The sequence below is a fragment of the Acinetobacter sp. YZS-X1-1 genome, assembly GCF_000804305.1.
Lineage (GTDB): Bacteria > Pseudomonadota > Gammaproteobacteria > Pseudomonadales > Moraxellaceae > Acinetobacter > Acinetobacter variabilis.
The window spans coordinates 94934-118870 of record NZ_JWHB01000003.1 but is presented as its reverse complement, the minus strand read 5'-3'; the positions used below and the strand labels follow the sequence as shown (position 1 = coordinate 118870).

The 23937-nt window shown below is 40.7% G+C and carries 14 protein-coding genes and 2 pseudogenes; 14 read left to right on the top strand and 2 right to left on the bottom strand.

What is annotated here, in order from left to right:
* Window positions 1-266: 266 nt before the first annotated feature.
* The 6 genes and pseudogenes from RJ01_RS03070 to RJ01_RS03045 all read left to right on the top strand — a co-directional run.
* Window positions 267-968, top strand: a pseudogene (locus RJ01_RS03070) (type I restriction-modification system subunit M N-terminal domain-containing protein); the annotation flags it as partial.
* A 2-nt stretch (window positions 969-970) separates the two neighbouring features.
* Window positions 971-1360, top strand: a pseudogene (locus tag RJ01_RS03065) (type I restriction endonuclease subunit R); the annotation flags it as partial.
* Window positions 1361-1403: 43 nt separating this feature from the next.
* Complete coding sequence (locus RJ01_RS15710; RefSeq protein ID WP_081402635.1) at window positions 1404-3632, top strand: McrB family protein; 2229 nt, start codon at window positions 1404-1406, stop codon at window positions 3630-3632.
* A gap of 12 nt (window positions 3633-3644) precedes the next feature.
* Window positions 3645-4949: an McrC family protein gene (locus RJ01_RS03055; protein ID WP_034170012.1), complete on the top strand. Its 1305-nt coding sequence runs from the start codon at window positions 3645-3647 to the stop codon at window positions 4947-4949.
* A 2056-nt stretch (window positions 4950-7005) separates the two neighbouring features.
* Window positions 7006-9243, top strand: coding sequence for an NADP-dependent isocitrate dehydrogenase (locus RJ01_RS03050; RefSeq protein WP_034170011.1), 2238 nt, complete (start codon window positions 7006-7008; stop codon window positions 9241-9243).
* 246 nt (window positions 9244-9489) lie between these two features.
* Complete coding sequence (locus tag RJ01_RS03045; protein ID WP_034170010.1) at window positions 9490-10533, top strand: metallophosphoesterase; 1044 nt, start codon at window positions 9490-9492, stop codon at window positions 10531-10533.
* A gap of 43 nt (window positions 10534-10576) precedes the next feature.
* Here the strand turns inward: RJ01_RS03045 and RJ01_RS03040 are convergent, their stop codons facing one another.
* Window positions 10577-10999 (bottom strand): OsmC family protein, encoded by a 423-nt coding sequence (locus RJ01_RS03040; protein ID WP_004782528.1) that lies wholly within the window; start codon window positions 10997-10999, stop codon window positions 10577-10579.
* Between the two features lie 147 nt (window positions 11000-11146).
* Between RJ01_RS03040 and crp the strand changes: the two genes are divergently transcribed.
* From crp to clpB, 4 genes are all read left to right on the top strand, one after another.
* The gene (gene crp / locus RJ01_RS03035; RefSeq protein WP_005235028.1) at window positions 11147-11854 is read left to right on the top strand and encodes a cAMP-activated global transcriptional regulator CRP; all 708 of its coding nucleotides are present in this window, start codon (window positions 11147-11149) and stop codon (window positions 11852-11854) included.
* A 193-nt stretch (window positions 11855-12047) separates the two neighbouring features.
* On the top strand, window positions 12048-13097 hold the full coding sequence (locus tag RJ01_RS03030) for an NADP(H)-dependent aldo-keto reductase (protein ID WP_005235029.1): 1050 nt from the start codon (window positions 12048-12050) through the stop codon (window positions 13095-13097).
* 145 nt (window positions 13098-13242) lie between these two features.
* Complete coding sequence (locus tag RJ01_RS03025) at window positions 13243-13608, top strand: MbcA/ParS/Xre antitoxin family protein (RefSeq protein ID WP_034170009.1); 366 nt, start codon at window positions 13243-13245, stop codon at window positions 13606-13608.
* 254 nt (window positions 13609-13862) lie between these two features.
* Window positions 13863-16442 carry an ATP-dependent chaperone ClpB gene (gene clpB, locus RJ01_RS03020; RefSeq protein ID WP_034170008.1) on the top strand — a complete coding sequence of 860 codons (2580 nt, stop codon included), beginning with the start codon at window positions 13863-13865 and terminating at the stop codon, window positions 16440-16442.
* Window positions 16443-16509: 67 nt separating this feature from the next.
* Here the strand turns inward: clpB and rlmKL are convergent, their stop codons facing one another.
* On the bottom strand, window positions 16510-18714 hold the full coding sequence (rlmKL, locus tag RJ01_RS03015; RefSeq protein WP_034170007.1) for a bifunctional 23S rRNA (guanine(2069)-N(7))-methyltransferase RlmK/23S rRNA (guanine(2445)-N(2))-methyltransferase RlmL: 2205 nt from the start codon (window positions 18712-18714) through the stop codon (window positions 16510-16512).
* Window positions 18715-19370: 656 nt separating this feature from the next.
* On the opposite strand from rlmKL, the gene RJ01_RS03010 reads away from it, so the two are divergent.
* The 4 genes from RJ01_RS03010 to RJ01_RS02995 all read left to right on the top strand — a co-directional run bounded on the left by RJ01_RS03010 (window position 19371) and on the right by RJ01_RS02995 (window position 23880).
* Window positions 19371-19703 carry a hypothetical protein gene (locus tag RJ01_RS03010; protein WP_034170006.1) on the top strand — a complete coding sequence of 111 codons (333 nt, stop codon included), beginning with the start codon at window positions 19371-19373 and terminating at the stop codon, window positions 19701-19703.
* Between the two features lie 224 nt (window positions 19704-19927).
* Complete coding sequence (locus RJ01_RS03005; RefSeq protein WP_034170005.1) at window positions 19928-20944, top strand: aspartate carbamoyltransferase catalytic subunit; 1017 nt, start codon at window positions 19928-19930, stop codon at window positions 20942-20944.
* 10 nt (window positions 20945-20954) lie between these two features.
* Window positions 20955-22193: a dihydroorotase gene (locus tag RJ01_RS03000; RefSeq protein WP_034170004.1), complete on the top strand. Its 1239-nt coding sequence runs from the start codon at window positions 20955-20957 to the stop codon at window positions 22191-22193.
* Window positions 22194-22386: 193 nt separating this feature from the next.
* Complete coding sequence (locus RJ01_RS02995; protein ID WP_034170066.1) at window positions 22387-23880, top strand: OmpA family protein; 1494 nt, start codon at window positions 22387-22389, stop codon at window positions 23878-23880.
* Window positions 23881-23937 lie beyond the last annotated feature (57 nt).

The window sequence follows — 23937 nt, the reverse complement described above, 5'->3', positions numbered from 1 at the left end:
GATATTTTTAGATTCCTGTATTATTTTTGTGAGGTGCATTCAGTCGGATCTGAACCATCAGCGATAATTGTTGGCATGTTTTTCTTCCAATGATTTGCACTCAATACAAAAGTGACTGCCCTCAACTTTTGACGCTCTTGAGAAATGTCATTGCCGCATTTTTTGCATTCTGCGAGTGATGAAATGCTGTAAATCTATTGTAAATCAGGCACAATGACCGCATTTATTTCAATATTGATAGCTGCTTAATAGCCTTGGTTTTTTTAATGACTAACAATAATTTTACTCAAGTAGCCGCATTCATTTGGTCAGTTGCAGAACTACTCTGTGGTGATTTTAAACAATCTCAATATGGACGCGTAATTTTACCATTTACGTTATTACGCCGTTTAGAATGTGTCTTGGCTCCAAGCAAAGCCAATGTGCTCGCGGAATATGAAAAGGTTAAAGCTTTACCGCTACCAGAAGAAGCCAAAGAAAAATTATTGCTGAAATCGACCCAAGGTTTAGCCTTCTTTAATACTTCAGAATTGGATTTAGTCCGCCTTGGGCAAAAAGACATTCGTTCAAACCTGAACAACTACATTCAGAATTTTTCTAAAGATGCACGTGGAATCTTTGAACACTTTAAGTTTGATGAATTTACGGGGTTACTGGATGATGCCAACCTACTTTATAAAGTAGCGCAGAAGTTCGCCACCACAGATTTAAGCCCTGAAAACATCTCTAATCATGAAATGGGCTTGGTGTTTGAAGAGTTGATTCGCCGTTTTGCGGAAAGTTCAAATGAAACCGCAGGGGAACACTTTACCCCGCGTGATATTGTGCGACTCACCACAGGCTTGATCTTTAGCCAAGATGATGATGCCTTAAATAAAGACGGCGTGATTCGTACCATTTATGACCCAACGGCGGGGACGGGTGGTTTCTTATCTTCAGGTACAGAGTATGTGTATGAGCATAACCCTTTAAAGCCGATACTACCGAGCATAAGTTGGAACCTGCGAATGACATGGGGACTGCCAAGGCGAAGGACAAGAAAGAAGATTTTTTATCGGTCATTTTAGGGCGTGTGAATGACTTATTCATTACCGATAAGCTGACCGATCAAGACATGATTAACTATGTTCATACCGTGGCAGACAAAATGTCTGAAAACACGCGCATGATGAAGCAGATTCAAAACAATACACGTGAACAAGCGATGCTAGGCGAGTTTGACAGTGCTTTAGATGACGCCGTGTTAGATAGCAATGCCGCGCATATGGAGCAAATGACGCAGTCGATGAGTGATCCAGCCAAGATGAGGCAGTTTGCGCACATTATTTATGATGTGTTGGTGAATCAAATTAATCTTTAGATTTGAATTTTGTGTTTGGATATTTAAGGTGAAAGAGAGATAAATGAATATGCATGCGTATTTCAAAGAGGAACACTTTGATTTGTTGGAAAAGTTGCAAAATAGAATACGAAACAAAGATGACCAAATTCAAAATATGGAATATGAAAAACTAAAAGAAGCAAATAGTTTGACTAAAGCTTGGGGGGAGGAGGTTCTTAAAAAACAATTCCCTTCAGGGAAATTAGATTTTCGAAATAGTCCACTTGATCAAAGTGGAAAATTTAAACCATATACATGGGCGAAAATTTACCCTGAAAAAGATTCTCCAAAAGAACTAGCTTTTACTGTTGGTATAGATGGTAATTTAGGATTTATTCTGAAAATAGATACAGTTAATGCTAATAATAAGTTACGCAACAGATATGAAGAAGTAAGAGGTGAATTTAATAATTCACCTATAGTTTCAATTTTATCAGTTGAAGAAGGGCTTGAAAAATCTTTAGATGATTTGGTAGCTTGGAGTGTAGAAAAAATTCAAAAATTTGGATTCACCTATGATGAAGTGTGTATTGAAATTGCTTTAGAAGATGATTTAAAAATTAATGATTTTACGGCACAGAAAGTGCTTGATTATTTGAAATCTAGATATCCGAATAATGAACAGAAAACCCAAAAGATTTTCTTATGTATAAATGATTTGGACAAAGAATTAGCTCTAGAAACAGGGAATCTGTCTACAAATACTATACGCTTGTTTTTGAAAGATAAACCTCCTGAACAAATTGTTGCACTGGAACAATGTAAATTTAGGGGAATTGGCGATAGTCCTAATCATAATTTAAATACGAATACAAAAACTTTAAGAGAAAATGACAGTTTTTATCAAATCCGCCCTAGTTCATTAAATCAGTTACAGAAAATTTGTAATTGGTTTGATGAATTTTCTAATGTAAATCATATCAGCAGTAAATCGAATAAAATGGAATTAGATAAAGAAATGAGTAGTGAAAATCAACCTTTAAATCGTATTTTATTTGGTGCTGCTGGTACGGGGAAAACTTTTACTACTGTCAATCATGCACTTTCGATTTTAGAAAATAAATCATTAGATGAATTGGGAACGGAGGCTCGTGAAGAGCTAAAGAAGCGCTTTGATGGTTATAAAGAAAAAGGGAAAATTAAGTTTGTAACTTTTCATCAAAGTTTTAGCTATGAAGACTTTGTTGAAGGAATCAGAGCTGAAAGTGATGAAGATGGTAGTTTAAACTATTTAGTAAAAGATGGTGTTTTTAAAGAAATTTGTGGTGTTAAGCCATCTAATCAATTTAGTAATTTGATCGGTTCGGAATTTGGGCGTGGCTATATACTTCAGTCTATAAATTCAGATTGCTTAAGTGTAAAAAAACCTAATGGAAATTTAATCCACTTATCATTGGATCTAGCATTACTTTTATTAGAAAAAGTAGTTGAAAATGAAATAACAGTAGAAGATATAAATCAGAAATTAGCTATAGAGAAATTAGAAGCCAATCCGTTATTGGAACCATATATTATTAATTGCTATTGTACGGTTTGGGCGAACTTGATTCAGTTAATGTTAGATAATCGTATGCCTGAAAATATAGAGAAAAGCCCCTGTGTGTTAATTATTGATGAAATTAACCGAGGTAATATTTCTCGTATTTTTGGGGAATTGATTACATTAATTGAAGATTCAAAACGTGCTGGTGCAAAAGAAGAATTATCAGTTACTTTGCCTTATTCGAAACAAGAATTTACTGTTCCACAAAATATTTACATCATTGGTACGATGAATAGTTCAGACCGTTCATTAACTGGACTAGATATTGCATTACGCCGCCGTTTTACTTTTATTGAGATGCCACCAAGACCAGAATCATTGGAAGGGGTAAATGTTGATGGTATTGATATCAAACGACTATTAACAGTTATTAATCAGCGGATTGAAGCCTTGCTTGATCGTGATCATTGCATTGGTCATGCTAATTTTATGCATTTAAAAGAGCAGCCAACTTTAAATAATCTGTCTGCTATTTTTAAGCAAAAGATCATTCCTCAACTTCAAGAATATTTCTTTGACGACTGGGCAAAGATAAATTTAGTTTTGAATGGAAATGGAATGCTTCAGTCGAAACTTATAGAAAAATCAGCAATATTTCCGAATGTAGATTCTGAGGAATTGGGTTACTTTAAAGATAAGAAAGCTTGGGAGCTGGTGCCAACTTCATTTGATGACATAGTTAGTTTCACCAAGATTATTCAACACTAATAGGGGATATTTATGTCTGATCTGATTACAGTCAGAGAATATGCATATATTAGTGTTGCTTATGCTGGGTGCCCTGAATCATCGATAGATCATGCTTATATCTCTGCACCCGCATTTGATCATTTGTGTGAACTATCTGCATCGTTTTCAAAACACGGCGCTAAAATATTTGAATTGGCTGGGCGTAGAAAGCTTAAGCTTGATCAATATGTAGGAATTATTGAAACCAAGTGTGGTACTCGCATTGAAATTCTGCCAAAACATATCGACAAAGCTGTTGGTGAATCCATAGAAAGCGTGGTTGAAAAAGAACGTGAGCTTTTGAAAAAGATGCTCCGAGTATCTTTGCATTTACCATACCGAGATGCAGGTGAAGCGAACCTAAGCCGATTTAAGCAACCGATACATGAGTGGATCATTGAACAATTTCTTTGTAATTTTGAGAAGCTCATTCAACGGGGATTACGCTTTGATTACAACCGTGTTCAAGAAGAGCAAAAGTATTTAAGAGGGCAGTTGCTGCATGTAAAACACATGCGGCAACCGCCAGCAAAAAAGCATATCTTCCCGATAGAACATGATGTTTATGAAGTTAATCGACCTGAGAACAGATTGATTAAAACTGCATTAGATGTTGTGTGTAAAAAAACAAGAAGTTCTAATAACTGGAAGTTAGCTCAAGAACTTCGTTTGATGACTGGAGAAATTCCGAAGAGTCAAAAGATCACTCAAGATTTTAAGCAGTGGCAGTCAGGACGTTTACTTGCACTCTATGCAGATATAAAGCCTTGGACTGAGTTGATTTTAAGTGAATACATGCCCGTGTCTGCTCAAGGGGATTGGCGTGGAATGAGCTTATTATTCCCTATGGAAAAGCTTTTTGAGCATTATGTTGCTTACCATTTACGCCGTGAATTAAAAGATTGGGATGTAAGCACACAGGTATCGAGCCAGCATATTTGTCTACATGAAGATAAGCCAATCTTCAGACTCCGTCCTGATATTCATATTCAGCATAAGCAAAAGAATCTGAAAATTGTTTTAGATACTAAATGGAAGCTATTAGATCAACATAATCGTGGTGGGCGCTTTGGCTTTAAAGATGGTGATATCCAGCAGATGTTCGCTTATAGTCATTATTATTTGGAACATGCGAGTGAGGTTATTTTAATTTACCCTCATCTACCCAATAAGTTCGATGATGAGCTTCGTTTTAAATTTAATGTCCAGAGTGAAAAAGCTCTTTTACGGGCGATACCATTTCATCTAGATGAGCCAAAGAATGTACTAGAGTATCTATCAGGCTATCAGGTTTGAGCTAATATAAGAATTTTGATGGCTATTCAGTAACTTAATTTAGATTGAAAGTATGGATGAGTTTTGGAGGAACGGGTAATTTCACAAAAAATTACAATGTAAAGTAAATAATTCTTTGTATCACAACATGTATCACTAATTAAATTAAATATAAAATACAATTAAAATCAATAATATGGGTTTGTGTTTGGTAGAGGATATACCTACCAAGATTCAAAACTATATGTTATAAGGGTTCTAAGTGAAAACAGTAGCTTAAAACCCTTTTTTTATGCCTACAATAAAAAATACCTTTATCCGCATTATCTTTAAAATTACTGCTTTTTACCGATTATAAGGCTTAAATTACGTCATGAAACTATTTAAGTTAAGCTAAGAAAAAAGCAAAAGGCAGGGCGTTTTGATATTCATTTTTATGACACGCGACATGAAGCACTCAACCCTTTGTGAATAATTAGAAATTATCGATTGATGTGCTGGCCCTGATCACTGGGCGTATATCAAGGTGCTTGTAAATACTTACTACATCCGGGATCGAAGATTTTGCTGACATGTTAGAGGCAGCATACGAAAAGCCTTATTCAGTTAATGGGGTAGGGTAACTATGTGGGTAGTGAGGCTGAGGATTTGTGTGTGATACGAGATTGTTAATCTTCAGTTATTGTAAAGTGATGAATTATTAGGTCAGTATTATTTGTATCATATATTATAGAAACTAATACATCATATATAGCAGTTAGCTCATCTAGGCTATTGAAAGCGCTCTTTCTATTTATACGCTTATACATATCAAAAGTATTTTTTTGAACTTCTTCGGCATGGTTAATTTTTTCTTTAGTGGGTGTAATTAACTTTCGAATATCACCTTCTATTACTTCGCTATTCTGATCGAGTGATTTGATAGACCCTTACGACAATTCTAATATTTTTTGTAAGTTATTTATTTTTAATACGTTTTATCCAAAGCTATGAGTAACATATTAAGGCATTGTATTTTTAATTCAAATTTTCTTTGTTCATCTGCACGATCTTCCTATTTTTTTTTGCAATTTTTATCTGTTCAATTATTTGTCTATAATCAAAAATTGCAGACTTAGCGCTAATATGCCTATCAGAATCTGAATCTGTCCTGAATTGCTCTTAGCCCCTGTCGAAAAACTAACTAAATAATTCAGCATAAAATAGACTTCTTGCGTTAGTCAAAATTTAAACAGCCCAAAGCTACATTTTATAAGGTTTTAGCTAATTCAAAAATTAGGTAAAACGATACTTTCGCAAGAGGTCTAATAAGTCCTTATTGTAAGTTAATCAGCATTCTACCCAAATTTAATTAGAAGATTCTTATTAATTAAACCAACGTACTGGCATCATCTAAAGCCTATTAAACCAATAAAACCAATTTTTTATTTGAATTACGGTTGATACATTTCCAGTGTTTGTAAAGGTAATTAAAAAAATGCACATAATTTAAACTGAAGAAAGAGTAGAAAGGTGACTATTATTTAGGTTGTCTTAAGCCTTCAGGATCAACTATCAATTTATCAGGTGCAGATCATAAATTTCGATAGGAAAGCACAGATCTGTTTCAATTCGCTTTTTAACCCATACTTATGGAAATTACGGTCATTGATAATTTATTTTCATGATACCCAACATGTAGATAAAAATTGATGGCAAAAAACTGAATTAAGCACACTTTAAGTTTATAGGTGAATTTGTTTGATTTTTAATTTAAGTAATTGAATTGTAATGCTTAAATTATAGTTTTTGGTAAAATTAAGCAAAATTCGCAAATTAACCTTCTAATGCAAAAATCACATGGTTTGGCAATGTGCCAATTCGAAAAAAGGTTCATTTTCACGTAGAATACTGCTGTCGGTGAATCACACTGACGATCTATACGAATTTTTTAGGCAAAGTTGAATATGTATTGATATTCCTTTGACTGAGGTGCAACCAGCACCACTACTTTCAAAGTTTATTTAAGTAACCGGTTCGCTGAAATTAGGCCAAAAGCCTGATGATCAGAAACTCAATCCAAAGCAAGGGGCTATATATGGCTGGTGGAAAGTCAACAATCATTTACACACTGACCGACGAGGCGCCATTATTGGCGACTTACTCTCTACTGCCGATCATTGAGACCTTTACTAAGCCGGCGGGCGTTGAGATTGTTAAGACAGACATCTCTGTAGCCGCACGCGTACTTGCAGAATTCGCAGACTATCTAAGCGATGAGCAGAAAGTTTCAGATAACCTGGCAGAATTAGGTCGTCTTACCCAAGATCCAGATACTAATATCATTAAACTCCCTAATATTAGTGCATCTGTTGCTCAGTTGACGTCATGTATTAAAGAACTTCAGTCTAAGGGCTATGCACTGCCTGACTATCCAGAAAACCCGACTACTGAAGAAGAAAAAGCAATTAAAGCGCGTTATAGCAAGTGCTTAGGTTCAGCAGTGAACCCGGTACTTCGTGAAGGTAACTCTGACCGTCGTGCGCCGACAGCAGTGAAAAACTACGCGAAAAAACACCCACATTCTATGGGTGAATGGAAACCTTGGTCACAAACTCACGTTTCACACATGCAAGAAGGCGACTTCTACCATGGTGAAAAGTCTATGACTTTAGACCGTGCGCGTAATGTGAAAATGGAACTGATTACCAAGTCTGGTGAAACTATCGTTCTTAAGCCAAAAGTTGCGCTTCAAGATGGCGAAATCATCGACTCAATGTTCATGAGCAAAAAAGCACTTTGCGACTTCTATGAAAAAGAATTAGAAGATTGTAAAGAAGCTGGCATTCTGTTCTCTTTACACGTTAAAGCGACCATGATGAAAGTGTCACACCCGATCGTATTCGGTCACTGTGTGCGTATTTACTACAAAGATGCATTTGAGAAACACGGTAAACTGTTCGACGAGCTAGGCATTAACGTAAATAACGGTATGGCTGGTCTTTACGAAAAAATCGAATCTTTACCGACTTCTTTACGTGAAGAAATCATTGAAGATCTTCACGCATGTCAAGAACACCGTCCAGCACTTGCGATGGTTGATTCAGCAAAAGGTATTACTAACTTCCATTCTCCAAACGACGTGATTGTAGATGCTTCTATGCCTGCAATGATCCGTACTGGCGGTAAAATGTGGGGTGCTGATGGTAAACCTTACGACTGTAAAGCAGTCATGCCTGAATCTACTTTCGCACGTATTTACCAGGAAATGATCAACTTCTGTAAATGGAATGGTAACTTCGACCCACGTACTATGGGTACAGTTCCTAACGTTGGTCTGATGGCTCAAAAAGCTGAAGAATACGGTTCTCACGACAAGACTTTCGAAATTCCAGAAGCTGGTGTTGCGAACATCACTGACCTTGAAACAGGTGAAGTGTTGATGTCTCAAAACGTGGAAGAAGGCGATATCTGGCGTATGTGCCAGGTGAAAGACGCACCGATCCGCGACTGGGTGAAACTGGCTGTGACTCGTGCACGTAACTCTGGCATGCCTGCTATCTTCTGGCTTGACCCGTACCGTCCACACGAAAACGAACTGATCAAAAAAGTTCAAACATACCTGAAAGACCACGATACAGAAGGTTTAGACATCCAAATCATGTCTCAAGTACGTGCGATGCGTTACACACTTGAACGTGTTGCTCGCGGTCTGGATACTATTTCTGTAACTGGTAACATCCTGCGTGACTACCTGACTGACTTGTTCCCAATCATGGAGCTTGGTACTTCTGCGAAAATGCTGTCTATCGTGCCTTTAATGGCAGGTGGCGGTATGTACGAAACTGGTGCTGGTGGTTCTGCGCCTAAACACGTACAACAGTTGGTAGAAGAAAACCACTTACGTTGGGATTCTCTAGGGGAGTTCTTGGCATTGGCTGTTTCTCTGGAAGAAATGGGCATTAAAGAAAACAATGCACGTGCGAAACTGCTTGCGAAAACACTGGATGCTGCGACTGGTAAATTGCTTGACAATGACAAGTCTCCCTCACGTCGTACTGGCGAGCTAGACAACCGTGGCAGCCACTTCTACCTAGCTAAATTCTGGGCTGAAGAACTTGTAGCGCAAGACGAAGATGCAGAATTGAAAGCGAAATTTGCACCGATCGCTCAATCTCTTGCTGAAAATGAAGAGAAGATCGTAAGCGAATTGAATGCAGTTCAAGGCCAATCTGTAGATATCGGTGGTTACTATGCGGTTGATCCTGCGAAAGTAAATGCTGTAATGCGTCCAAGTGCTACATTGAACCAAATCATTGAGTCACTAAACGCTTAATCAGGCTGTACTAGCTTTAAAGCTCGTAAAGTGAATAAAACCGGTGCTTAGGCGCCGGTTTTTTATTGTTTTTAGATATACATTTAGATAAGAAATGAAGAAAAGACATTCCAGTTAAGTTTCTGATCTATTGTCATTTGATTGAATAATCGAAATGATTAAAAAATAATTCTGAACTTGTTATATTGATTTAAAGTATAAACGCTATATTAAAAAAGGTTTTATTGACCTGGGTAGGGTAGAGCCATGAGTAATCAGATATTCATACAGCAGACTTTTGATGGTCCGGTGGATATTATTGGCGATATTCATGGTGAGATCGACGCGCTGCAACAATTGTTAGAAGTATTGGGCTACGATCTGCAAGGTCGTCATTCTGAACAGCGTAAACTGATTTTTGTCGGGGATCTGTGTGATCGTGGACCAGACAGTATCGCTGTCATCAGACAGGTTAAAACCTTAATAGAAAATGGCAATGCGCAATGCATTCTAGGTAATCATGAAATCAACTTGTTAACCGATACGCTACGGGAAGGCAATGGCTGGTTTTTTGGTTCACCGCATCAGGATGATCTCAAAACTTTTGATTCAGTTCAGGCTTCAATTCAGGATCGTGCATGGATTCTAGAATTTCTAAACAGCCTGCCTTTGGCTCTAGATGCACCCCATTTAAGAATTGTGCATGCTTGCTGGGATACGCAGGCAATTCAACAATTGAAATCTGTTCCTTTTAATTCAATCAGACAGGCTTATGATTATTTTGTCCTGAAAAATGAGCTTGAGTTGCAGACGTTAGGCTTTGATGAATATATCCAGAGTGAACAGCAGCAATACCAAGGACAATTCAAGGATCCAGCAGCTAGCATTCCCTTATTAAAATATATCGCTGAGAAAGAGTTACGCGACCAGATGCAAAATCCGATTCGTACCTTAAGCTCAGGCGCAGAGAAAATTGCGCAACGTCCAGTCTATGCAGGGGGACGCTGGCGCATGATTGATCGTTTGCCATGGTGGGAGTGTTATACAGATACGATACCTGTCGTGATTGGCCATTATTGGCGAAACTTTAAAACCACCGAAGAAAAATCCGGTCTGTTTAAGCATATTGATGCCCTGCAATGGTTTGGACAGCAGCAGAATGTATTCTGTGTGGACTATTCAGTAGGCAGGCGTTATCGTGACCGACAGCAACAGGCTGAGTATGCTCATCATCTTGGGGCTTTAAGACTGCCTGAAAATCTGGTGATTTTTGAAGATGACCAGCAGTATTTCACTCAAAAAATGACGTAAAAAAAGCAGCCACGAAGACTGCTTTTTTAATGAAATTAGCGGATCATTCCACTTCTACAATTTCAAAATCGTGGGTGATTTCGACACCACCATCAGACAGCATTTTGCTGGCAGAGCAGTATTTCTCAGCAGAAAGCTCTACCGCTTTAGCGACTTGTTTCTCTTTGATGCCTTTACCGCTGACCACAAAGTGTAGATGGATTTTGGTAAATACTGCAGGAATTGTATCGGCGCGTTCTGCTTTTAATTCACAGCGAACATCAGTAATTTCCTGACGTGCTTTCTTTAAAATTGTCACAATGTCAAAAGAAGCACAACCGCCCAGACCGGTTAAAATCAGTTCCATTGGGCGAGGACCACGGTTTTCACCGCCATATTCAGGTGAACCATCCATGATGATACTGTGACCACTTTGAGTTTTTGCTTCAAAAGCAACATTCTCTAGCCAATGAACACTCGTTTGCATTGCAACTACCTAAAAAAAGCTATAAATTTACGAAGTAACTGTACACTAACATAAATTGGGTTGATAAGGAATTTCAATCCCACTGTGTGACAAGTTCACATTAGGTCTTGTGCGATCTATAAATTATCCATATTCGGAACTGTAAGCATGACTTCAAACTTTTCACAATTAAGCACAGACGCACTTTCGCCGGGGCAACTACCTGTATCAGTGAAAGCGTTATTAAAACGTGCATATATCAATCGCTATCCAAAACGTACCACGATCGTGGATGCAGGGTCAGAATCTAAATCTCTGTATTTAATTCTGAAGGGGTCTGTGTCTATCATTCTTCGTGAAGATGATGAACGTGAGATTGTGGTAGCTTATTTAAATGCGGGAGACTTCTTTGGGGAAATGGGTCTTTTCGAAGCAAATCCACAGCGTACTGCGGAAGTGCGTACTCGTGATGTCTGTGAAATTGCTGAAATTACCTATGAAAACTTTCATGAAATTAGCAAACAATATCCAGACCTTAGCTATGCAGTTTTTGCCCAGCTGGTTCGCCGTCTGAAAAATACCACACGTAAAGTGACTGACCTGGCATTTATTGATGTATCTGGTCGTATTGCGCGTTGTCTGATTGACCTGTCATCTCAGCCAGAAGCGATGATCTTGCCAAATGGTCGTCAAATCCGTATTACCCGTCAGGAAATCGGCCGTATTGTAGGCTGTTCACGTGAAATGGTCGGTCGTGTTCTAAAAACTCTAGAAGAACAGGGCATGATTGAAACCGATGGTAAGGCGATTCTGATTTTTGATGCATCGCTGGAAGAACCTGAAGCACTGGGTGCTGGCGAGTTCGAAGACGAATAAGCCAAAAGCACGATAAAAAGCAAATCTTCGGGTTTGCTTTTTTTATTCCTGTTTAAAAATTTCAGCCTGATTTAGAACATAACAAATTGGCACAAGCTTGTTAGAAAAGATGATTTAAGTCCGTCTTATAATTCCGATAGGCTATAGCACACTTGCTCTTGATAAATAACAGATAAACTTAAAGGACATTTTTATGCAATTCAGACCATTGGCGGATACGGGAATCTTATTGCCAGAAATCTGTTTGGGCACCATGACTTTTGGTGAGCAAAATACTCAGGAAGAGGCTTTTCAGCAATTAGACTATGCCTTGGATCAAGGTTTATATTTCTGGGATACCGCAGAAATGTATCCAGTGCCACCTAAGGCAGAAACGCAGGGTGCAACTGAACGCATTATTGGTAACTGGATTGCTTCACGCGGTGGTCGTGACAAACTGTTTTTAGCTTCGAAAATTGCGGGTCCGTCACAAGGTGGGAGCCATATCCGTGATGGTCAGACTAAGTTCGTGGCTTCGGAAATTGCATCAGCAATTGATAATTCATTGTCACGTTTGCAAACTGATTATATCGATCTGTACCAATTGCACTGGCCACAGCGTGCGACTAATTTCTTTGGCAAGCTGGGTTATGGCAATGCAGAAGCTGCAGATGATCGTGCCGTAACGAATCTGGAAGAAACCCTGACGGCTTTGCATGACGAAATTAAGAAGGGTCGTATCCGTTATATTGGCCTGTCGAATGAAACCCCTTGGGGCACCATGAAGTTCCTGCATCTGGCAGAGAAACTGGGACTGTCCAAATTTGTTAGCGTGCAAAATCCATATAGCCTACTGAATCGTACTTATGAAATTGGCATGTCGGAAATTGCCAAATATGAAGGTGTGGGTTTGTTGGCTTATTCACCGCTGGCATTTGGTTATCTGACTGGTAAATTCCGCAATGGTGCACGTCCAGCCAATGCACGTGTGACTTTATTCTCTCGTTTTAGCCGTTATAGCAATCCGGAAAGCGAGTGGGCCGTCGAGCAATATGCACAACTGGCTGAGCAGCATGGCCTGACATTAACCCAGTTGTCACTGGCTTTCATTAAACAGCAGTTCTTCGTGACCAGTACCATTATCGGTGCGACCAATCTGGATCAGCTCAAAGAAAACATTCAGGCGTTTGACGTGAATCTGTCTGAAGAAGTCTTGCAGGGCATTGAAGTGATTCACCGTCAGCAGCCCAATCCGGCACCATAATCGTTTAATTGTTCTCTTTAAATGCCCTCCAAGTGAGGGTATTTATTGTTTCAATAAAGGATCAGATTTAATGACAAACAATATAGCAAGAAAAGGATAAAGGCAGCATAATCAAAACAAGATTCATCAATAGAATTTGACAAAAATGAATAATGAAACGGATATTTCTAAATCCCAAGTATTAGCTATAGCAATATTCAATCTCGCTGAACAGTTGCAATTGCAAGAATTTGAGCTTGCATTAGTTCTGGATCTATCTAAAGCAGAATTATCGTCAATCATAAATCAAAAAGAATTAGAACCAGATACTACCGCAGGTAAAAGAGCAATAATTTTAATCAATATCTATCAGGCATTATTTAGTCTGACTGGTGGAGACTTGAGCTGGATGCGCCAGTTTATCAATTCGCCTAACAAGCTTTTGGATGAGCAAACGCCAAGATCCTTGATACAAACAGAACATGGTTTGAGTGCAGTATTGCGATTACTAGGACGCTTGCAACCGCACTAAAAGTCTTTCTCTATTTTCTACCCAGCCGAAAAATAGCAGAGTCAATTAAATCAGATATTAATTATTGATCTTCACTTTAAAAATTCTACTTTCGCTCACTTGAAATATTTTCCTGGAATACCAATATTAATACTGATAACTCTGTCCATTATTAAATTAAGTTTTTGAAAAATAAATAAAAAAATTATTTGAAATTTTATTTCCAGCACCCATATATTTATCAAGTAGAAAATTTGTTGTGAGGAATAACAAGAATGCGTTTTGAGAAATTTACTAATCGCTTACAGCAAACCCTTTCCGATGCGCAATCTCTGGCAATGAGCAAGGATCATGCTGCCATTGAAGGGATTCACATCTTGTCCACCTTGATGGAAGAAGCATCGAATGTGAGCTTGCTGCAACAGGCAGGAGCGAACCTGCGTGAACTGCAAAGCAAAGTACAAACTGCGCTAAATAATGTAGCTACGCTCGGTAATCCCTCTGCCGATATCAATATCAGTCAGGAAGCAGCCAAAGCCCTGCATCTTGCGGACAGTTATGCACAGAAAGCAGGAGATGAGTTCCTGTCCACTGACTGGGTATTACTGGCACTTGCAGAAACGGGTGCCACCAAAACCTTATTAAACAGTGTTGGCGTAAAAACAGAAACTTTACGACAGGTTATTAATCAAATTCGAGGCGATGAAAAAGTCATGAGCAATAATCATGAAGATCAACGGGACTCACTGAATAAATATACGATTGATTTAACTGAACGTGCCATGGCAGGCAAACTTGACCCGGTGATTGGTCGTGATGATGAAATCCGTCGTACGATTCAGGTGCTGTCACGCCGTACCAAAAACAACCCGGTACTGATCGGTGAGCCAGGTGTCGGTAAAACTGCGATTGTCGAAGGTCTGGCACAACGTATTGTCAATGGTGAAGTTCCAGAAGGACTGAAAGGCAAACGCGTTCTGTCATTGGACTTGGGTTCATTGTTAGCTGGTGCCAAATATCGTGGTGAGTTCGAGGAACGTCTAAAAGCTGTTCTGAAAGATCTGGCTAAACATGAAGGCGAAATCATCCTGTTCATTGACGAGCTGCATACATTGGTCGGTGCCGGTAAAGGTGATGGTGCTATGGATGCGGGTAACATGCTGAAACCTGCATTAGCGCGCGGTGAATTACGCTGTGTCGGTGCAACGACTCTGGATGAATACCGTCAGTACATTGAAAAAGATGCAGCCTTAGAGCGTCGTTTCCAGAAAGTGCTGGTGGATGAGCCAAGCGTGGAAGACACCATTGCGATCCTGCGTGGTCTGAAAGACCGTTATGCGACTCACCATGGTGTGCAGATTCTGGACTCAGCAATTATTGCTGCGGCGAAAATGTCACATCGTTACATCACTGACCGTCAATTGCCGGATAAAGCCATTGACCTGATTGATGAAGCAGCATCCCGTATCAAAATGGAGCTGGATTCTAAACCTGAAGCACTGGATAAACTCGAACGCCGTCTGATTCAGCTGAAGATGCAGCTTGAAGCGGTGAAAAAAGATGCAGATTCTGGTGCGCAGGGTGAAGTGAAACACTTGGAAGAGCAGATTGCCACTGTAGAGAAAGAGTACAGCGAACTGGAAGAAATCTGGCGTGCCGATAAAGCGCTGGTAGCAGGCAACAAAGACATTCAGGTGAAACTGGATCAGGCTCGCATTGCTCTGGAAAAAGCCCAGCGTGAAGGTGATCTGGCTGAAGCAGCACGTTATCAGTATGGTGTAATTCCGGAGCTGCAAAAACAGCTGGAACGCATTGAAGGGGCTGAAGAAAGCGAAGCACCAAAACTGCTACGTGACAAAGTCACTGACAATGAGATCGCTGAAGTAGTCAGTGCTGCGACCGGTATTCCGGTAGCGAAAATGCTGCAAGGTGAGCGTGACAAACTGCTGCATATGGAAGAATTCCTGCATAACCGTGTTGTTGGTCAGGAAGAAGCCGTAGTAGCTGTATCGAATGCTGTACGTCGTTCACGTGCCGGCTTGTCAGATCCAAACCGTCCAAGTGGTTCATTCCTGTTCTTGGGCCCAACAGGTGTAGGTAAAACAGAATTGACCAAAGCCTTGGCGAACTTCCTGTTCGACAGTGACGATGCCATGATCCGAATCGACATGTCCGAATTTATGGAAAAACATTCGGTGAGCCGCTTGGTCGGTGCACCTCCGGGCTATGTCGGTTATGAAGAAGGTGGTGTGCTGACTGAAGCGGTGCGCCGTAAACCATATAGCGTGGTGTTATTCGATGAGGTCGAAAAAGCGCATCCGGATGTATTTAACATTCTGCTGCAAGTGCTGGATGACGGCCGTCTGACCGACTCGCAAGGCCGTGTGGTGGACTTTAAAAATACCGTGATTGTGATGACTTCGAACCTGGGTTCACAGGATGTCCGTGAACTGGGCGATAAAGCAACTCGTGAAGAAGTCCGTACAGTGGTGATGAATGCGGTATCAGAACATTTCCGTCCGGAATTTATCAACCGTATTGATGAGCTGGTGGTGTTCCATGCGCTGGAAAAAGACCAGATTCGTGGTATTGCCGATATCCAGTTGAACCGCTTGCGTCAACGTCTGGCAGAACGCGATATGCGTCTGTCTGTGGATGACAGTGCTTTCGATCAGTTAATCGAAGCTGGTTTCGATCCGTTGTATGGTGCGCGTCCATTAAAACGTGCGATCCAGCAACGTATTGAAAATGGCTTGGCACAAAGCATCCTGGCAGGTGAGTTTGGCCCTGGTGATACCATCGTCGTTCGTGGTGAAAGCGGCGAACTGGTCTTTGAAAAAATGAAACTCAGCTAATAGAAGTTCTCCTCGCAACAAAAAAACCCAGCCTAGGCTGGGTTTTTCTTTATCTTATATTCACACCTTACATTTTTGGATGAGTAATTTTCCAGGCACGGTGAATTTTCTGGTTACGCTTGAAGTCTGGACCAATGGTTTCATGCGTGATTTCTTCCACGTCATATAAACCTTCAATCATTTCATCCATTTCGAAACCACGGTAGTTGTTCGAGAAATACAACGTACCGTCAGTGGTTAAACGGTTCATGGCACGTTTCAATAAAGAGACGTGGTCACGCTGAACGTCGAAAGTCCCGTAGAATTTTTTCGAGTTAGAGAATGTCGGTGGATCGATAAAGATCAGGTCATATTGTTCATGACCTTCTTTCAGCCATTCAAAACAGTCAGATGCAAAGAATTGATGTTGTTGATCGGCATGGTCTACAGTCAGGCCGTTTAGAACAAAGTTCTCTTTTGACCAGTTCAAATAAGTATTAGACAAATCCACGCTGGTAGTACTCGCTGCACCACCTAAAGCTGCATGTAAGCTCGCGGTAGAGGTGTAGCTGTACAGATTCAGGAAGTGCTTACCTTTGGCTTCTTTAGCAATACGCAAACGCATCTGACGGTGATCCAGGAACAGACCGGTATCCAGATAGTCGGTCAGGTTGACCAGAATCTTGGCTTGGCCTTCCTGTACGATAAAACGTTTAGACGCGGTACTTTGCTTGGTGTACTGGTTTTTACCTTCCTGACGGGCACGGGTCTTGATAAAGATCGCATCACGGCCCAAACCAGTCACGGCACGAATTGCTTGCAAAGCTAGGTTAAAACGTTTTTTGGCTTTTTCAGGATCAATCTTTTTCGGTGGTGCATATTCCTGAACATGCAGACGTTCACCGTACAGGTCAACGGCTACGTTAAAGTCCGGTAGGTCAGCATCATACAAACGCAGACAGTGAATATTTTCTTTTACTGCCCATTTTTTCAGAGTTTGCATATTCTTGGTCAGACGGTTAGCAAATTCCATCGCACCTTCGATCGGCTCGAATTGTTGTGGCTGCCAGCTTTCCAGGAATGGACGTGTGACTGCTGCCGGTTTTATAGTACCGAAACGGATATAGATTGGCAGTTTACCGTTCATCAAACGCAGAATTTGTGGATCATTGAACGCTAAGACATCGGCCTGTTCCACCTGAGCAGCAATGACTGCCGCTTTCTGATTCGGGAAATTCTTTTGTAGCAGATTAGACAGACCCAGATACAAGGCACGGTTAGATGCCTTATCACCCAGACGCTCACCGTACGGCGGGTTGGTGACGAAGAAGACTTTTTTGCTTTCCGCCTGGAAATCTGGCCAATCATTTAAAGTACGCTCTTCGATCTTGATCTGGTCGAGGGCTGATTCAAAACCTGCAGCAATAATATTCTGTTTAGTGGCTTTTACCGCTTCCCAGTCAGCATCGAAGGCATAAAATTTTGGTAATGGATTTTCCAGCGCAGCTTTATGACGTTCAGCAGCTTCGGCTTTAATACCCATCCACAGTTCATGGTCATGACCATTCCAGCCGTTAAAGCCGAAACGACGTACCAGGCCTGGTGCACGATCAGTCAGAATCATTAAAGATTCAATAATAAAGGTACCTGAACCACACATAGGATCAACCACGATATCCGGGTTGATGTCTTTCAGGCCACCTTTTTGCAGGATCGCTGCTGCCAGGTTTTCCTTGATTGGTGCTTCAGTCATAAAGCGACGATAGCCACGTTTATGCAGCGAATCACCAGAAAGGTCCAGGCAGTAGGTATGAGCTTTTTTACCAGCCAGAATATACATGGTGATTTCTGGCTGTCTGGTATCAATACTTGGACGCTTGCCCACAGCTTCCATAAAGGAATCGACGACGCCATCTTTGGCACGTAGAGTTGCAAACTGGGTGTTGACCTTAATATCACGTTCAACATGCAGACGAATTGCGAAGGTGCTTTGTGGTGCAAAAATCAGTGACCAGTCGAAGCTCATCGCACCTTCATAAAGCTCTTCTGCAACATCACGCGCATCGTGGGAGAATTCGATTTCATGCGTATGAATTGGCATCAGGACACGAGAAGCCAGACGAGACCACATACAGATGCGGTAAGCATTTTCAAGCGTGCCTTTGAAGGTCAGACGACCTGGGAAACGTTCAATATCCTGAACACCTAAACCTTTGATTTCTTCTTCTAATAAGGTTTCCAGACCATCGGCACAGGTGACCCAATAATTGCTTAAACGTGAAGAGGTATTCATAAAATAGAGAGACCGGAAAAGAATAAATAAAAAACTGCGCTCAGTTTAGCGTATTTTGCCTGTTAAAGCTTTGGAAATTTTTTAAATTCGAGCACATGCAGCCTAGTGTTATTTATCCTAAAAAGCGCTAAATGTTGACTTAAAAAGCAAACTGAAAATTTACGAGATATGTAAGACTACACAATACCAATAAGGTGGATTTTTAATTAAATCTTTTATTTTACAGACGGATATCTAGTAGGTATTAAAACTAATTCGCAATCTAGCTCTTCAATTGCGACCATGTTGTATGTGTAATTTAGAAAGATAAATAATCGGATTAATGATGTGATGGATCTGATGCAGGGTTGTTCATATGCACCTCATGGCATCAGCATTACTCTAAAAGTAAAAGCTAAAATTGGGTCACTTATGTCAAGTGATCGAGATTAAGAATTGATTAGCCAGACGAAGATCGAATCTAAAACAAAAAAGACGCTGACCTAATATTGCTCCGGGGTAGATCAGTTTTCATTCATATCAATTTATAACTCACATAACTTATTTATTAATTTTGGTACGTTTATTGCTTTATCTAATATCAATCAAGCTGTAATGCTGAGGGGAATCATTACAGCTTCATCTTTATTCTTAATTATTATTTCGGAGGGGCTTAGATGTTGGATCTTCAATTACGCAGGAATGAGGCATTTTCAATCGCTACCTTGATCTACGCACGTTTAAGACGAGTAACTGGACGAGTAATTGATGCCATGTATCTTGCAGAAAATATCCACTATGCAAAGCATGTGATTGGGCTGGCAGAGCAGACTGAAGATCCTGAGCTTTTACATCTGGTCAACCGCTTAAAAACCACTCTGGATTTATCGTCATTTTCAGAACTGCAGGCTGAAGAACAGGCGGAAAAGGAACTGATTTCTGTAGAACCAAGTGAAGAAGATATCTATCGCGCACAGGTTTCACATCATTATATTGGCGCATTGCGCTAATTGGGGGGATTGGGTGTGGATGCTCCAGACTGAAGCACTCATGTTTAAATGAAAAAACAAGCATATAGATAAACAGGTTAAATTATCTTATTGAAAAAATGCATGGGAATTTAAATTTCCATTCTTATTACTGAGATGGTTTTTGTACAACTGAGCTCTTTATCAACTATAAAGATTCGCTAATCTCTGTATAATACGTTGACTTAACGTATAAGGAATCTCTCATGCACTTGGCGGCATTGCATACACCGAGCCAGATTCAACTCAACAAAGCAGGTAATCTTAAACATTTCCTGACCATCGAAGGTCTTTCTAAAGAAACTCTTACAAAAATACTGGACACTGCGTTGTCCTTTTTTAATGACCAAAATCAGCTGATCACCAATAATTTGCTCGAAGGCAAAACGGTGATGAACTTATTTTTTGAAAATTCTACCCGAACGCGTACTACTTTTGAGGCAGCGGCCAAACGTCTGTCTGCCAACGTGCTGAATATCGATATTGCCCGTTCAAGTACCTCTAAAGGTGAAACTTTACGTGATACCTTGTGGAATCTTGAAGCTATGGCGGCAGATATTTTCGTGGTACGTCATTCATCTTCAGGTGCAGCACACTTTATTGCCAAAGATGTCTGTCCAAATGTCGCCATTATTAATGCAGGCGATGGCCGTCATGCCCATCCAACTCAAGCGATGCTGGATATGCTGACCATTCGCCGCGAGACCAATAAAAAATTCGAAGATATGTCGATTGCGATTATTGGCGATATCAAGCATTCGCGTGTAGCACGTTCAGATGTGGCGTCACTGCAAACCTTAGGCTGTAAAGATATTCGCGTGATTGCACCGAATACGTTGTTGCCATACGGTTTTGATGACTACAGTGAAGATGTACGCCTGTTTAATAAAATGGAAGATGGCATCAAAGACTGTGATGTAATCATTACCTTACGTATTCAAAACGAGCGTATTGATTCGCCAGCGCTGTCTTCTCAGGCTGAATTCTACAAAATGTATGGCCTGAATAAAGAACGTCTCGCCATGGCCAAGCCGGATTGTATCGTGATGCATCCAGGACCAATGAACCGTGGTGTGGAAATTGATTCCAGTATTGCAGACGGTCCGCAATCCGTGATTCTGAAACAGGTTACTAACGGGATTGCAGTACGTATGGCGGTACTGGCTCTTGCGATGCAGGGTCAGTTACAGGAACAGGGTTTGATTGAAGCGATTGCGGTATAAGGAATAAGTCATGTCTATTGTAAAAATTGAAAATGTCCGTGTTCTTGACCCAATCCAAAACACTGATTCAGTCGAAACGGTTTATCTGGAAAATGGTAAACGTGTTGCAGAGACTGCTAACGTATCTGAAACCATTGATGGACAGGGCAAATGGCTGATGCCAACCATGGTGGATCTATGCGCACGTTTACGTGAACCGGGTCAGCAGCAACACGGAACTTTAAAGTCTGAAGGTAAGGCTGCACGTGAAAACGGTATTCTGCATGTATTTACCCCGCCAGATTCCAAACCGATTGTGCAGGATAATGGTGCGCTGATTCATGGTCTGGTTGAAAAAGCCATGCTGGATGGTGGTATTTATTTACAGGTGATCGGTGCGCAAACTCAAGGTCTGCAAGGTCAGCAACCGGCCAATATGGCAGGTTTGAAAAAGGGCGGATGTACTGCGGTTTCTAATGCCAGTGCGCCGTTTGCCAATGATGATGTGGTATTGCGTACACTTGAATACGCAGCGGGCTTAAACCTGACTGTAGTGTTCTATGCAGAAGAGCCGCAAATTGCCAAAGATGGCTGTGTGCATGAAGGCTTTATTGCTTCACGCCAAGGTTTGCCAATGATTCCGGCATTAGCTGAAACTGTGGCCATTGCCAAATACCTGCTCATGATTGAAGCGACTAAAGTACGCGCTCATTTCGGTTTGTTATCTTGTGGTGCATCAGTAGAACTGATCCGTATTGCCAAAGAAAAAGGCTTGCCAGTCACTTGTGATGTCGCAATGCATCAATTACATCTGACTGACCATCTGATTGATGGCTTTAACTCTCTTGCACATGTGCGTCCGCCATTACGTTCTGAATCTGACAAAGAATTACTGCGTCAGGGCGTAAAATCTGGTGTGATTGATGCGATCTGTACCCATCATGAACCACTAAGCAGCTCTGCCAAAATGGCACCGTTCGCAGAGACACAGCCTGGTTTTACCGCTTTTGATACCTACGTACCGTTCGGTATCCAACTGGTGAATGAAGGTTTCTTTACGTCGTTAGAATGGGTGGAGAAAGTCACAGTTGCTCCCGCGAAAGTCGCTAACATGTTTAATCGCTGGAAGGCAGAAGCTGGTTGGGTACTGGTTGATCCAGAACAGGAATGGACGTTGAGCAAAGAAACGATCGTTTCTCAAGGTAAAAATACACCACTGCTCAATCAAAAAGTGAAAGGTAAAGTGCTGCAAACTTTTATTGCTGCATAACACTTACATTTCGCGTTTACAAAAAGTCAGCTTCGGCTGACTTTTTTATATCTTAATCAAAATACTAGAAAAGTTAGCCATACATAAACAGTGAAACTTTATGATATCAGTACAATTATTAACATTCCAAAGAGGGTGGGTCGCTACACTGATTAAATATTAAACATTATAAATCAGAATAATGGTGATCTTGATGAATACAGATTTAATTGAACGTTTAAAGAGTGATGTGACCGCCATTGTGCTGCAAGGTGAAACAGAACATCTATTTGTCAAGGATCAGTCCTTAGCCCAATTCTATCCTGTATTGTTAAGTATTCTTCGTGCAAGACCGGCCTGGATTGAAAGTCTGGGGCAGCAACTTAATCCCAAGATTGATGAATTATTTAATAATAATCCGACCCTAAAACAACAATTCCTGGCTCAGTTAGATTCAACTGCACCTCAAGATGAAATTGAACAGACCCTGAACCGGGCAATTGTTCCAACCATGAACTTCTTGCAGGCAGAAGCGGGTGCACCCACTGCTGAAGCGGTAGGCCATTTGTTAGATACCCATGCAGACTCGATTCAACGGGCATTACCAGTATGGGCCGGTCCTATAATGGCATCTTTAGGTGTATCTCCGCTGGCGGGACAAAACCTGAACCGCGCACCGGGTCGGGCTTCCGAACCGGAGGCAGAGCCGGAACTGACTGAAGAGAAAAAAGCAGTAGTGTTCTGGCCATTTATTCTCCTCGTGATTATTGCTGCAATTATCTTATTCTTCTTCCGTGGATGCCTGCGTGATGATGATCCGGATGAATTACGAAATGCTCAGGCGGTAAGCGAAGCTGCTGCAACGAACCCTGCAATTTTAAAAATCAGCACCGGTAGCCAAGGTGAAATTGTCAACTGTCAGGTACAGATGAATGATCCGAAATATATGCAAATTCTGCAAAATGAAATTAAACAGATCTTTAATTACAGTATTGGCTGTGGCGCAGTAGCCAATGAAAATTACCACTCAGAATTTATTGATCAGGATACAATTCCATCCGTATTGAAATTACTGCAAGGCATGTCAAATGTGACTTTGACTTGGGCAGGTAATCAGGTGTCTGTACAGGCAGCGAACAGTGCAGATGCACAGCGTCTGGCGGGTCAGATTCGTGGTCTGGCTAAAAATGTAGAAGTTGTGACCCAAAAACCAGTTGATATGGATGAGGCGATCAATACAGCCAATACCGAGGCTAAAAAAGCTTTAGACGAACTTCAGATGGAAAATATTGAGGCGTTAGATGTTGCAACTGCCTTAAACCTGCAAATTATTCATTTCGCGACAGGTTCCACCGAAATTCCTGAAGTGAATAAAAGCTTGCTGGATCAGACCGCAGCTTTATTACAATATGCCAAAGATGTACGTCTAATCGTGATGGGCCATACTGATACGGAAGGCAGCAGCACTCAAAATCAGGAGCTATCTTTAAAACGTGCTCAAGCCATTGTGAATTATCTGGTGCAGAAAGGGGTGAACCCGGCGCAGTTACAACCAGTAGGTATGGCGGCGAATCAGCCTGCTCAATCGAATGCGACTTCGAACGGTCAGTATCAAAACCGTCGTGTAACTTTTGAAGTTATGAGTACCGAAGATGATCGTGTCCATACTGTAGATAATGAAGGCGTAGTTGAAAAGAAAGCCAGCTAAATAATTCTTTCATCATAAAAAAGGACGAATGATTCGTCCTTTTTTATTTATTATGAA